Annotated in this window: 10 protein-coding genes; 5 read left to right on the forward strand and 5 right to left on the reverse strand. The window is 53.7% G+C overall.

What is annotated here, in order from left to right:
- Positions 1–392 precede the first annotated feature (392 nt).
- Both topA and FH603_RS12145 read left to right on the forward strand, forming a co-directional pair.
- Entirely contained in the window at positions 393–3,089 is a 2,697-nt protein-coding gene (gene topA / locus FH603_RS12140) for a type I DNA topoisomerase (RefSeq protein WP_186737790.1), read from the forward strand.
- A 145-nt stretch (positions 3,090–3,234) separates the two neighbouring features.
- Complete coding sequence (locus FH603_RS12145) at positions 3,235–3,933, forward strand: SIR2 family NAD-dependent protein deacylase (RefSeq protein ID WP_186737791.1); 699 nt, start codon at positions 3,235–3,237, stop codon at positions 3,931–3,933.
- 55 nt (positions 3,934–3,988) lie between these two features.
- Here FH603_RS12145 and FH603_RS12150 read toward each other — a convergent pair whose 3' ends face one another.
- Both FH603_RS12150 and FH603_RS12155 read right to left on the reverse strand, forming a co-directional pair.
- Entirely contained in the window at positions 3,989–5,656 is a 1,668-nt protein-coding gene (locus FH603_RS12150) for a S41 family peptidase (RefSeq protein ID WP_186737792.1), read from the reverse strand.
- Positions 5,657–5,834: 178 nt separating this feature from the next.
- On the reverse strand, positions 5,835–6,713 hold the full coding sequence (locus tag FH603_RS12155) for a CE1 family esterase (RefSeq protein WP_186737793.1): 879 nt from the start codon (positions 6,711–6,713) through the stop codon (positions 5,835–5,837).
- Positions 6,714–6,942: 229 nt separating this feature from the next.
- Between FH603_RS12155 and FH603_RS12160 the strand changes: the two genes are divergently transcribed.
- Complete coding sequence (locus tag FH603_RS12160; protein ID WP_186737794.1) at positions 6,943–7,668, forward strand: endonuclease III domain-containing protein; 726 nt, start codon at positions 6,943–6,945, stop codon at positions 7,666–7,668.
- 67 nt (positions 7,669–7,735) lie between these two features.
- Here the strand turns inward: FH603_RS12160 and FH603_RS12165 are convergent, their stop codons facing one another.
- The 3 genes from FH603_RS12165 to FH603_RS12175 form a co-directional block, all read right to left on the reverse strand.
- Positions 7,736–8,536 (reverse strand): hypothetical protein, encoded by an 801-nt coding sequence (locus FH603_RS12165; protein ID WP_186737795.1) that lies wholly within the window; start codon positions 8,534–8,536, stop codon positions 7,736–7,738.
- A 78-nt stretch (positions 8,537–8,614) separates the two neighbouring features.
- On the reverse strand, positions 8,615–9,109 hold the full coding sequence (locus tag FH603_RS12170; protein WP_186737796.1) for a hypothetical protein: 495 nt from the start codon (positions 9,107–9,109) through the stop codon (positions 8,615–8,617).
- Between the two features lie 78 nt (positions 9,110–9,187).
- The gene (locus tag FH603_RS12175; protein ID WP_186737797.1) at positions 9,188–10,201 is read right to left on the reverse strand and encodes an OmpA family protein; all 1,014 of its coding nucleotides are present in this window, start codon (positions 10,199–10,201) and stop codon (positions 9,188–9,190) included.
- A gap of 260 nt (positions 10,202–10,461) precedes the next feature.
- On the opposite strand from FH603_RS12175, the gene FH603_RS12180 reads away from it, so the two are divergent.
- Both FH603_RS12180 and FH603_RS12185 read left to right on the forward strand, forming a co-directional pair.
- On the forward strand, positions 10,462–12,123 hold the full coding sequence (locus FH603_RS12180; protein WP_186737798.1) for a hypothetical protein: 1,662 nt from the start codon (positions 10,462–10,464) through the stop codon (positions 12,121–12,123).
- A 103-nt stretch (positions 12,124–12,226) separates the two neighbouring features.
- On the forward strand, positions 12,227–13,243 hold the full coding sequence (locus FH603_RS12185) for a threonine aldolase family protein (RefSeq protein ID WP_186737799.1): 1,017 nt from the start codon (positions 12,227–12,229) through the stop codon (positions 13,241–13,243).
- Positions 13,244–13,259 lie beyond the last annotated feature (16 nt).

The raw sequence follows: 13,259 nt of genomic DNA on the forward strand, positions 1-13,259 counted from the left end.
CCTCCTGACCCGGGTGTGCTCTATGCGGTTGGTCGTTCTATCCTTTCAAGCCAACAAGTATACCGATACGGCTGTCTGTATTTCGATTCCAAGCTTTGACAATATTGAAAAACATTGGTGCCTCCTAACGGGTTATGCCCCCTCTTTCCGGGTTGCCGTAGCTGCTTAAAAAGTCCATAAAATCGGTCATTATTAGCGGTTTTACGGTTTTCTGCCGAACGTTGACACGTCACTTGCTGTTATAAATATGTACTCAATATCCTGCTTTCGTTTCATCGTACTTACCCTGGCGGTTTGCGCAAGTCAGTCCTTTTGCGTCTATATTTGAGCCGGACCGTCCCGCAGTCAGCGGTAATGTACCACGAAAGCACCACCCAACCTGAATTTAAAACATGTCGAAAAACTTAGTCATTGTAGAGTCGCCAGCGAAGGCAAAGACCATCGAAGGTTACTTGGGCAAAGACTTCACGGTGAAGTCCAGTTTCGGTCACGTCCGTGATTTACCCAAAGATGGACTCGCTGTCGACGTGACCGATGGCTTCCGACCGTCTTACGAAATCTCGCCGGACAAGAAAAAGCTGGTGAGCGAACTGAAGTCGCTGGCAAAAGCGGCCGACGAAGTATGGCTCGCGACGGATGATGACCGCGAAGGGGAAGCTATTTCATGGCACCTCAAAGAAGCCCTTGGGTTACGCGATAACACCAAACGCATCGTTTTTCGGGAGATTACAAAGAATGCTATCCTGAACGCCATCAAGTCGCCCCGGACGATCGACGTTGACCTGGTGAACGCACAGCAGGCCCGGCGTGTGCTCGACCGACTGGTTGGGTATGAACTCTCGCCGGTGTTGTGGCGTAAGATCAAGGGCGGGCAGAGTTTGTCGGCGGGCCGGGTGCAATCGGTAGCGTTACGGCTGGTAGTCGAACGGGAACGGGAAGTTGATAGTCACCAGTCGAAATCGTCGTTCAAAGTAACGGCCCAGTTTATTGTCGACGGCACGAAAGTGCTGAACGCCGAGCTTCCCAAAAACTTTGCCACATCAGGCGAGGCCCGTGCGTTTTTGCAGCAGTGTATCGGGGCGACCTATACCATCAAGAATCTGGAGACGAAGCCCGCCAAAAAATCACCGGCTCCGCCTTTTACCACCTCTACCCTTCAGCAGGAATCGTCGCGCAAACTCGGTTACTCAGTCGACCGGACCATGCGGATTGCCCAGAACCTGTATGAAGCCGGTAAGATTTCCTACATGCGTACCGACTCGCTGAACCTCTCGCAGGAAGCTGTCGACAAGGCGGTAGCCGAGATCTCGACCGAGTTTGGAGAGAAATACATTCAGACCCGTCATTTCAAGAACAAGAACGAGTCGGCTCAGGAAGCCCACGAAGCCATCCGCCCCACGAATTTCAACGATCGGAATGCCGGGGGTGACCGCGACCAGAAGCGCCTGTACGAACTGATTTGGAAGCGGGCTATTGCTTCCCAGATGGCCGATGCCCAGCTCGAACGGACGACCGTCACCATTAATATCAAGTTCGCCAACGGGGCCACGGCCACGGTTATAACCGAAGCATCGGTAGATGACAGCCCGTTTGCTGATGTAATCGATGCACAAGTTGCTCCAGGTAAAACCATTACGTTCCCGTCGGAACTGGTTGCGCAAGGCGAGGTAATTAAATTCGACGGCTTTCTGCGCGTATATCTCGAATCGAAGGATGATGACGACGACGAAGACGCCAAGGGAATGCTGCCTCCGCTTTCCATTGGCCAGGACCTGAACCTCGGTCAGATGAAGGCTACCGAGAAGTTCACCCGCCCGCAACCCCGCTATGCTGAAGCATCGCTGGTGAAGAAACTGGAAGAAATGGGTATTGGACGCCCATCGACCTACGCCCCAACAATCTCGACGATCGTAAACCGGGGGTATGTAGTGAAGCAGGACAAGCCCGGTCAGGAACGTAAGTTTACGGAGTTCACGCTTCAGAAGGATCGGATCAGCGAGACAAGCGGCAAAGAGAATTTCGGCTCGGAGAAAGCTAAACTGTTCCCGACCAACACGGGTATTGTGGTAAACGATTTTCTGGTCGAGTACTTCCCGGATATTGTCGATTTTAAATTCACCGCCACGGTGGAGAAAGACTTCGATGAGATCGCTGATGGAAAGATGAACTGGCAGACAATGCTTCAGGACTTCTACGGCGATTTCCACAAGAACATCGAAGAAATTCAGGGATCATCGATCGTATCGTTCAAAACAGGGGCCCGCGAGTTGGGACTCGACCCGCGTACGGGCAAAAAAGTATCGGCCCGACTGGGTAAATACGGTGCTTATGCGCAGATCGGCGAAGCTACCGACGAAGAGAAACCGCAGTATGCCAATCTCCGGGACGGCATGTTGATCGAAACGATCTCCCTGGACGATGCGCTCAACCTGTTCTCCCTACCCCGCGAGGTTGGTTTCTTCGAAGACCAGGCCATGACCATCGGTATCGGTAAGTTCGGTCCGTATGTAAAGCATGATGGCAAGTACGTATCGCTCACCAAAGAAGACGATCCGTATACGATCTCCGCTGAGCGGACCATCGAGCTGATCCAGCAGAAACGCGCCGAATCGGTCAGTGAAGCGCTGGGTGAATATGAAGGCACGCTGGTGGCGACTGGTAAGGGCCGTTTCGGACCCTACGTCAAGCACAACGATAAATACATTTCGATTCCCCGCAACGAGCAGCTGGCAACGCTGACCCTCGACCGCGCCATCGAACTGATTCTGGCCAAGCGGCAGGCTGAAGCCAACAAGTACATCAAAGAGTTTCCGGAGAACCCGGCGGTGAAAGTTGTCAACGGGCAATACGGACCTTACCTGGCGGTGGGTAAACGCAACGTCAAAATACCTAAAGATGTTGACCCCGCTCTGCTAACCCTGGAACAGTGTCTGGAAATGGCCGGTGGCGACACAACGCCATCGAAAACGCCAGCCAAGAAGACGGCGGCCAAAGCGCCCGCCAAAACCAAAACCGCTACGGCGAAAACGGCTACGGCTACCCGTAAGCCAGCGGCAAAAGAGAAAGCCGTTGCCAGTAAAAAGAAATAAAACCATTGATCACAGCCGTAGTGTTGTGGTGGAGATATTGTTAGCAGGTTAACGCCTGGTACCCTCTCCACCCCAACACGACGGCTGTAGTTTTACCAGGATCTATTTTGTTAACAGTAAACGTCCATTTTCGTATTTTGTCGGTATGAACATTCGTCGGAAGATAGTTGTCCTGTCAGGAGCGGGTATTAGTGCAGAAAGTGGTATTCCCACCTTTCGGGCCTCCGATGGGTTATGGGAAAATCATCGGATCGAAGACGTAGCCACGCCGGAAGCCTGGGAACGCAACCCCGACCTGGTGCAGGATTTTTACAACCAGCGCCGTAAACAGGCGCTGAGCGTTCAGCCAAACGCGGGTCATCTGGCGCTGGTAAAGCTGGAGGAAGCCTTCGACGTGACGGTCATCACGCAGAACGTAGACAACCTGCATGAAAAAGCCGGCTCAACGCATGTCATTCACCTCCATGGTGAACTGTTCAAATCGCGCAGTACCGTCGATGAGTCGCTGGTATACGACATCGACGGGTGGGAGATCCGGAAAGGCGATGTGTGCGAAAAAGGGGCCCAGCTTCGCCCGCACATCGTCTGGTTTGGCGAGGCCGTTCCGATGATGGACGTAGCGCTGGAGGCAACGGCACAGGCCGACATACTGATCGTTGTTGGCACATCACTAAACGTGTATCCGGCCGCTGGTCTGGCGTATGCGGCCCCGGACGGAGTTCCTCTTTACATCGTCGATCCCAATACCCCTACCATGCACAAACGGGCTAACGTTACCTTCATTACCGAACCGGCTACAATAGGATTGACCGCCCTGGCCGAACAGCTTCTCGCAACGACCTAACTTGGTTAGACAATGCCGATGGTCCTGATCCTGGCGGCATTGGGGACCCTCAGGCTCAGTCCTGACCAATCCATTCGATTGCCGTTAGCAGGGCTCTATCCGTTCGGGACAATATATCGTCACAGGAAGGACGTGCTTCGGTATCGATTGGAACGCCCTGCCCCTGCACCGCTATTCCATCTACCGTATAGACGCCGATTCCGGTAAATCGGGTTCGGTAGTTGCCGGGAAAAGTTACGTAACTCACAACGCCATTCGCTCCGGCCGACTGGCTACCAATAATCCTGGCACGGGGTGCCGTTCGCAAGGCCGCACAAGTCGATTCGGCAGCACTTTGCGTATGGGTGTTGCAGAGGATGGCAACTTTCCCCCGATAATAGCTCGTATTGGTTCGGCCCACATACCGGATAGGGCTGATATTGAACAGACCTGGGCGAGATAAGTCTGGCTTTGTGAAGCGGGCAAACCCGGCTGGAGCGGGATTGAGATACCTCGCTAGCCGCTGGTATGTTCCTTTTGAATAGGTCCGTACATCGAAGATTATTCCTTTCCGATCCCGAAACTGCTTCATCAACCGCTTTACCCCACCTGCGCGTAACCGGCCCATATCAACATAGCCAATTGTTGCGGGAATCTCTTTTGGTCGGGTAGTTTCTGCGCTCTTGTAGCGATAACCGAACGTTTGGAATGGATAACGCTGGACTTCCTTTTGCACCCGTTGACCCTGCCTGAGCAGTTCGAGCGTAACCCCGGCTTGTGTGCCTGCCAGTAACGATGCTGAGATCAGCTGTATATCAACTGACCGGTTTGACCCAGTAGCATAGCGACTACGCTCACCGATAAGTTGGGAAAGAGGCTTTCCATCGATCCGAACAATCCGATCCCCTCGTTCGATACCATTCAGCCGACTCAGGGAGTCATTGTAAAAGCCGGTAACCAGCAACGTATCACCGACAATGGTATGTTGGAAGGGTGGAAACAGATAGGATGGCGTCGACAGTAGCTGGTATTTTTTCGGAACGTAGAGCTCGGCATGACTATCCTGTATGGTAGCGATTAGCTCCCGCAGAGCGAGTTGGTAGGTCAACGTATCGGTTGCCTGCTGGAAGGTAGGCACCAGCTCGGTCAGCACCTGGCTCCAGTCTCTGCCAATCAGGTACTTGCCCGGATAAAAATACTCGATGATATTCCAGTAGCGGATGAGGCCAACCAACCGGTATGTTTCGTTGGGGAAAGCCATCGCGCTGTAGGCAGGCACGTTGAATTCGAGTCGGTTCCGTAACGGATTCCAGTGTACATACCGATTGGAGCGCTGGTTGGGATTCATGGCTACCAGATGCAATTGTTCCCGCAGTGGTGCCGTAAAGAGTGTCGTATCAGCCAGCCAGGTCAAATCCAGATTCTGCCGGAAAACAGAAGCGGATGTGTCAGTCTTGTCACAGCTGATGCAGGGCTTGACTGGCCCCAGGTTCTGAACCAATGTCAGTAGAGACGCCGACAGTGTTTCTCTGGAATCGAGCTGTGGGGCCGCTTCCAGCAGCTGAACCAGTTGCTGATCCCAGTCGCGTCTACCCCTGGCTACTTCGGTGTGGTAATAGTTGAGAAAGCCCCATACTTTGCCGATGACCACCCTGGACTGGGTTGGTGTCAGCGTAGGTCCGGACTGACTCAGCCCAGGGATGGCCAGTATCAATAAGTACAAAATCCAGCGAAAACAGAGCATATAAAGAGCGTTATGAAGCAGATGATGACCAACCTGATCATATCCATAAGCCATAACGACCCCATTTCTCGCGGGTAGGTCACGCCGTTTAAGATGTTTTAACAAAATGCGGTAAAAACCCTGCTCTTATTTCTGCCTGGTGAGGGAAAAGACAAAGCGCCGGAGAAGCCACCTGGCGTTACTGGGTCAACTGGCGCATAAAAAACGTCAGCGCTTCGAGGTGAACGTCAATATCGTTGGGGTAGTCGTGCTTGCCCCCTATTACTTTCAAAAGAACAACTTCGGGTTTCCCTTTTTGCCGATACGTGTAGCGTTCGATGGTTTTTCCGTCGGTAGGGTCAACATCGGGCAAGGACTCGCGGGCGGGATCTCCCTTGTAACGGGCCAGGCCAGCCCAGTAGTTTAAGGTACGCTCTGTAGACCGCACAACGCCCATGTTCATGTTCCTGCCCAAAATCACCGGGCCGCCCTGGTATGGGTTGATTGGGTCAAGGGTTCCATTGATAATCATCATGGCGACCGCTTTGCCCGATGGCTGGCAATCCAGGTTTGTTGAGTCAGGAAGATTGGCGATGATAGCCGTTATCGCCCGGAACGTGGTCGGCATCGTTAGCGCTAGTTTATAGGCCATGTGCCCCCCTCCCGATGTACCTGCGGCAAAGACGCGTGATGGATCGATCTGATAGCGTTTCTGGAAATAACGAATCATACCGTCGAAAAAAGCCTGCTCATTGATATTCTCCAGATTGGCCTGTGCGGGCGACAATTTCCGGCATTCATTCCAGTAGCGCTTATACCCGTCCGGGTAAACAACCAGTACCCGACTGGCATTGGCCTGCTGCTCCATCCGCTCAGTCGACTTCATCATACCCTCTCCCGTTCCGCCTGAACCGTGTAAGACGAACATCAGGCTGGATCGATCAGGGAGTGTAGCGGGCGTGTTGTAGTGAAACACACGATAGTGGCCCTCAATCAGCAGGGAGTCGCTAACCAGCTGAGCCCTGGCAAACGAAGCGCTAAGGCCAGCAAGCAGGCAGACCATCATTGACCTTTTCATTCCTGTTACCATAAAACATACAACCGTTATGATGACCCGTATCCGCAGGCCTGACCGGTGCAGATTGACGAATCAATGGCCCAAGATACTGACAGGACGTCACACCCCGTTTGAATGTCTATGAATTTACGTCCCGGCTGATGAGCGCCGATACGTTATTCGTAACCTTTTTCGCCTATTGGGGTTGAAGAGGGACTCTTTACCGTAGCCGTTGGAAACGGCCTGTTTTATGCAATCTGTACCCACACCCGATTTAGCGGCCAAAACCCGGTTGGCCCACGAGCGGCTCAACGACCATTACGGCATCCAGGCTATTTACGGCCGGGCCGACCCCATGCACGAGCTGGTCGGCACGATTCTCTCCCATCGGACTACCCACGCTAACGAGGTGACGGCTTACCGCACGATGCGCGAGCGGTTCCCAACCTGGGAAGGAGTACGCGACGCCCCCCTCGCCGACCTGATCGACGCGATACAAACGGCCAACTACCCTGAAATAAAAGCGCCTTACATACAAAATATGCTGACGCACCTGATTCGGGAGACCGGGGCAGCCAACATTGATTTCTTACGAGACCTGTCGACCGAAGACGCGATGAAGTGGCTCACCGACCTGCCCGGTATCGGACTCAAGACGGCGACGCTTTTGCTGCTGTTCAATTTCCAGAAACCCGTTTTGCCCGTCGATACCCACGTCCACCGCGTTACCCAGCGCATTGGTGCCATTGGTTCCCGGGTAAGCGCCGAGAAAGCCCATGCCCTGCTGCTCGCCAGTCTACCGGCTGACGCCGGGGTGCTGTTCAACTTCCACAAACACTTTTACTGGCACGGCCAGCGCGTCTGCACCTGGTACTCGCCCAGGTGTGGTGAGTGTGTACTGAGGGATATGTGCGACTTCTATGCTGCTGGCGGTACAACGATTCTCAGCAGTACACCCGTGCGGAAAAAGAAGTAACCCCGCCATTGCGACGTGTCCGGGGACAATCATTCGCAGCGACGGGGTTAAGAAAAGAGGACTGGAGCTAGCTTTTTGCTCCGTATTTCCGTTCGTGGAAACCCTGCGACTGCTCGACCCAGTTATCCCGTTCGATACGACCCGGGAAAAACTCGATGATACCATTCACGGTGTCAACATCTTCTTTCGTAAAATTAGCGATCTGGCGGAACGTGTATATGCCAAGGCTATGCAGTTTACGTTCGAGGAAGGGGCCTATGCCAACGATGTCTTTCAGGTCATCGGCTTCGGCAGCCGTGGCCCGACCAATTCGGTCGAAGTTGACCTCACCAGCCCGGGACGCAATACGATTCAGTACAGCCGCTTCGGTGTTGTTGGCACCAGGTGAATCGAATACCAGCGTCGATGCGGCTACCGGCGCGGCAATTGGCTCTTCGATGCGGCCATGTAAATCCAGCGCCAGGGCATCGGGTTCCGTAGCGGACTGAACGGGAACGTCCTCAAAAACAACCCGTTGGCTGATCGAGATCGGCTCTTCATCAGTTAGTTCAGGGGTATCGTCATGAGAATAAGCCGGGAGTAAGGGGTCGGCCGAGACGAAGGTCACGGGGGGGTCGTTCACCGGCTTTGAAACAGCTACTTCATGGGCGGGCGTTAGTAGCGTATCACGGGCGGGAACAGCCGTTTTTACCGACTTGCGGCATTCATTCAATTCTGCTTCTTTATCAGCAATGGACGAACGTAACGCATTGATCCGGCCACTGAGCACCAGTCGGCCAAGCAACCAGCCTACGAAAGCAGCAAAGGCTAATAGCAACAGTATTTCGGCAAGGGCAACGGGCCGACTCAAAGGATCTAATCCAAACATGATTTTGTCGATTTATGAGTTATGATTAGTCGTATGGGGCGTTGCTTTTGACGGGAGACGGCCAGCAGCAACGCTCTTCTACCGTTTTTTTGCCAATTCAATTGACTGACCGACCCAGTTTTCGCGTTCGATACGACCCGGAAAAAATTCGATCACATCGTTGACCAGGTTAATATCCTCCTGATTGAAGTTCGCGATCTGCCGGAATGTATAGATACCAACGGCGTGAAGTTTCCTTTCGAGAAACGGGCCTACACCCACGATCGCCTTAAGATCGTCGGCTTCGTCGGCCGACGCATAGCCAATACGGTCCAGGTTTAGTTCGCCGGACCGCGCAGCAATGCGGTTCAGGACTACGACCTCTTCAGGGCTGCCTGCTACAGCAAGCGGAGCGGGTGAGCGCAGGCAGTCGTCCAGTTCCCGTACCGTGCCGGCCAGCCCCCCTTCGAGGTGACGGATAGTACGCTGACGGGAAACGTAACCAATGATAAAGCCCAGTGTACCCGCAACAAACAGCATAATCCACTGTTGCAGCTGAGCATCGGGTAAGGCAAGGGGATTCATGTCGAACATGACTTTGGGAGTTTTAACGTTAGGGGTCAGTGGTTATGCTGTACTGAAATAGCCAACCACCCATGGATTGAACTGAGCTTACTGTACGACCACCGTCACGCGCCGGTTGGCTTTGCGGCCCTCCCGGGTGTCATTCGACACTTTCGGGGCGGTTTCTCCTTTAGCATCCACCACGATCTGGTCGGAGTCGATTCCTGATTTCCGTAGCCGGCCTTTGACCTGGTTAGCCCGGTCGCGTGAAAGCTGCAGATTCGTAGCATCCGGTCCGGAGTTATCGGTATGACCCGTCAACCGTAGCTTTTTATCCTTGTGCGTTGAGAGGTATTTGATAGCTTCGGAGAAGAACTTCGATGTTTCGGGCGTTTTTATGTAGGTAGCCTCACCCAATGTAAAGTAAAGATCGATCGGTTCGAACACGGAGGTGTATTTCTCGGCAGCTGCTAACCCAGCTTCGGTAGTGGGGGCATCGGGGGCCAGGACCGGTGGTTTGGCATTAACACTGTCTGTCATTCCCGTTACCGGCGTGATACCCGGTGCCACGCCATCGAATGTGAAGTCGATACCACCATAGAGCGAATCCCCTTTAGACGTAAACGTCATGCCTCCACTCCCATCCTTGCCGGAGCGAGTCTCACCAGCGGTAGACAGCGATACGGCAGGAATACCCTGCTGGATCAGGTATTGCTTCACGCCTTCGGCACGGGCCAGGCCCAGGTTGGCAAAAGAGGTCACGTTCGCTTCATCGGCCCCGTAGAAACCCGTTACGGTCAATGTACGGCCGGGGTTCGCTTTCAAATAAGCGGCCAATGAATCGAGCGAGGTGCCAAGCGTATTCATGTTGGCGTTCGACCCGGAACGGGCAAAACTAAAGTTGCCGGGCAGGTCCAGCTGAAAACGATCCCCATCAGCAATAGTCAGCCCATTGGTTGCCACGCTCATTGGCGTCACATCATCCACAATGACATTGTCAGCTGCGGTTACGGCTGGCTCATCGTTGGCACAAAGCTGCTTGATTTTACAGACATGCCACCAGGTCGAGCCCACCATCCACAGGGCAAGCAGGATGATCCAGGGAGTTTTCGAAGAGAACATAAATTTGAAGGTTAAGTGGTCTGATGCGACTCATAAGCCCGGTTACAGGAATGCCCGACAGGTCGAATCGCCAACCCGCCGACCGCCCAAAAATACAAGTAAGCGATACAAATACAAGAGCATCAGCTTTTTTGGGCGGTGAGTGGTTATGGCTTCCTATCCGAAACTCAGGAACTTAGGACGCAGGCTATCTAAACAAGTATCGGTCTGTTTATCTTTGTTTTTTTTAGACCCTTCGGGGCCGATTACTCCTGTGTTTTATGCACCGATACCAGACTGCCCGACTCGTATTCTTTAGCCTGTTACTGGCTGGTAGTTGCTACACCTGTCAATACCGGGAGGCCGTTCGGCCGGGCCTCGAACCATCGATCTCTCCAAGGCCGGGACTGCCGGGGCTCCCGCCTATCAGCCTGCCCTTTACCTACCAGATTCCATCAGCCCAGTCGCCCTGGTCAGGCTACAATGGAACAAGGCTTGCTAACCGGGAAGTGGGCGCAGTCTCCAGTCAGGAATCCGCTGTTCTTCAGGTTGAAGTCCGCAAAGAGTACGGAGCTTCTATCCAGATTTATGATAAAGTGACCAAGCAGTCGCTCATCAATTTTCTGGACCTCGGCCGCGAATCAGGGATGGGTTCATACGGGGGCCCCCGTAGCTTTGCCGACGACTCGCCCAGGTGGAAAGGCATTGGCTATAATCCCCTCCAGGCGGGCGACGATGGGCACAACCCCTCTCCGATCCTGTTCCATGGTTTCGTCGATGGGTGGATATACACCAAAGCGCAGTCCCTGTCATGGCCGCACCAGGATGCCCGCAAATTACCGTTCTTCTATGAACAATGGGTACGGGTAGACAGCAATAAAGTACATGTTCATGTCCGGCTAACCCATCAGCGACCAGACAAAACGTTCTATGCTGCCGAGTCCCAGGAATGGCCGATGATGATGATCAACGGTGCCCGTAAAGTCCATTTCTACAATGGATCGGCACCCTACACCGGCGATGCGGCTACCCTGACCGATGGAATCGAGAGCATAAAAAGTGACGGCAACTACATTACCCACCAGGGCACGCCGTTTGGGTTGACGGAACCGTGGATGGGTGTCGACATCAGTTCAACAACAACGGGGGCCGTTACCACGGGAGAACCCCGCCTGATTGGGTTGTACTGCCCTGGCTTTTTTAAGGCCAATTATAACGTAGCCGCTATTATTGCGCGCGAAAATGGGGAGGGTTCCAATACGCATACCTATATCGCCAACCAGCCCATGGCCCACCTGGACAGCGACAATACCTGGTATAAATCGTACACCTACGTGCTGGGCTCGGAGCGCGAGATACGTAACTACGTGTATGCTCAGGAACGGTTTACCAAACCTGATTTCCTATTCAATACGTTTAACGGGCGTAATGGCTGGATCATCCACGACGGTGGTTTCGATCAGAAAGAGCCCTTTACGACCAATAACTGGCGGGTTACGTTTACGGGTAAAACAGAAAATGGCCAAACCAATGCCCGGGAAGCCAAATTGATATCTCCCTACGGTAGCTGGCCTGCCAGTGGATTTAAGGAGATCTATATCCGCATGGCTTATTCCGGCCCGCCCGGCACACCGGCCCAGATGCCCTTACAACTGGTATGGCTGTTAAATAGCCAGTCCCCCGATGGTACGGACGATCGATATCCAAACCAGAATCGTACCCGGTTTACCCGGCCAACCCGGGTAACCGCGCAGCAGTCGATACCGCTGGTCGTTACGAACGATGGCCAGATGCACACCTATAAGCTTAGTTTTGCCAACAAACCGATGTGGAAAGATATTATCCAGCAATTTGAAATCACGCACGAATACTCGACTTCGGTCATTCCACCGGGCGAAGTACTCGACATTGCCTACTTCGGCACCCGAAATCCGGGCGAATGAAAACAAGGCAGAACGGGAGGAGTAACGAAGAAGGATTGCTTCTGCCTGTCCCTCGCCTACTCCCCCGGCCCCCGCTGCCCTTTAATTCCTTTACGTTCCAACTATGATTATTGACCTGCGTAGCGATACTGTTACACAACCCACGCCTGCCATGCGGGAGGCTATGTTTTCGGCTCCCCTGGGCGACGATGTCCTGGGCGACGACCCTACCGTTAACGCCCTTGAAACCAAGGCAGCCGCCCTGTTCGGCATGGAAGCCGCCCTCTTTTGTGCGTCGGGCACGATGACCAATCAACTGGCGATTCGCACCCACACCCGCCCCGGCGACGATGTAATCTGTGACTATCTGTCGCACGTTTACCAATACGAAGGCGGTGGTATTTCGGTGAATGCGCTGGCGTCGGTAAGTCTGGCTCACGGAAAGGGGGGCAAGCTCACGCCCGACCTTATACGTGAGTACATTTATAATCCGCTGGACTCCCACAAGCCAATATCCCGGCTCGTCGTGCTGGAGAACACCGTTAACAAAGGGGGTGGCTGCTACTATACCGTCCCTGAAATTGCCGCGATACGGCAGCTATGCGATGAACACGGCCTTATTTTACACCTCGATGGAGCACGGCTGTTTAACGCACTGGTCGAAACCGGCGACCCGGTCGAAGCGTACGGACAATTATTCGATTCGATCAGTATCTGTCTTTCGAAGGGCCTCGGCTGTCCGGTAGGGTCGCTCCTGCTGGGGAAGGCCGACATGATCCGGCAGTCCCGGCGTTACCGCAAACTGATGGGTGGCGGCTGGCGACAGGCCGGTTTTCTGGCGGCTGCCGGCATCTACGCCCTCGACCACCACATCGACCGGCTGAAAATGGACCATGCGCGGGCCCGCAAAATAGGTGCCCTGCTCGAACAGCTGCCCGAGGTGGAAGAAATTCTGCCCATTGATACGAATATTGTCATTTTCAGGCTTCCCGAAACCCTTTTAGCTGCCGACTATGTTTCCAGACTAGATGCGAAAGGAATCCGTGGTATTTCGTTTGGTAAACACCTGGTGCGCTTCGTAACGCACCTGGACCTGACCGACGAACATATAGAGTACATGGCGCAGGAATTGAATCACTGAAAAACGATTGACTTAA

The sequence above is a fragment of the Spirosoma utsteinense genome (genome assembly GCF_014282275.1).
In the GTDB taxonomy this organism is placed as follows: domain Bacteria; phylum Bacteroidota; class Bacteroidia; order Cytophagales; family Spirosomataceae; genus Spirosoma; species Spirosoma utsteinense.

Coding starts and splice junctions, on each gene's coding strand:
- topA (WP_186737790.1), top strand. CDS start 393: ATGTCGAAAAACTTAGTCATTGTAGAGTCGCCAGCGAAGGCAAAGACC.
- FH603_RS12145 (WP_186737791.1), top strand. CDS start 3,235: ATGAACATTCGTCGGAAGATAGTTGTCCTGTCAGGAGCGGGTATTAGT.
- FH603_RS12150 (WP_186737792.1), bottom strand. CDS start 5,656: ATGCTCTGTTTTCGCTGGATTTTGTACTTATTGATACTGGCCATCCCT.
- FH603_RS12155 (WP_186737793.1), bottom strand. CDS start 6,713: ATGAAAAGGTCAATGATGGTCTGCCTGCTTGCTGGCCTTAGCGCTTCG.
- FH603_RS12160 (WP_186737794.1), top strand. CDS start 6,943: ATGCAATCTGTACCCACACCCGATTTAGCGGCCAAAACCCGGTTGGCC.
- FH603_RS12165 (WP_186737795.1), bottom strand. CDS start 8,536: ATGTTTGGATTAGATCCTTTGAGTCGGCCCGTTGCCCTTGCCGAAATA.
- FH603_RS12170 (WP_186737796.1), bottom strand. CDS start 9,109: ATGTTCGACATGAATCCCCTTGCCTTACCCGATGCTCAGCTGCAACAG.
- FH603_RS12175 (WP_186737797.1), bottom strand. CDS start 10,201: ATGTTCTCTTCGAAAACTCCCTGGATCATCCTGCTTGCCCTGTGGATG.
- FH603_RS12180 (WP_186737798.1), top strand. CDS start 10,462: ATGCACCGATACCAGACTGCCCGACTCGTATTCTTTAGCCTGTTACTG.
- FH603_RS12185 (WP_186737799.1), top strand. CDS start 12,227: ATGATTATTGACCTGCGTAGCGATACTGTTACACAACCCACGCCTGCC.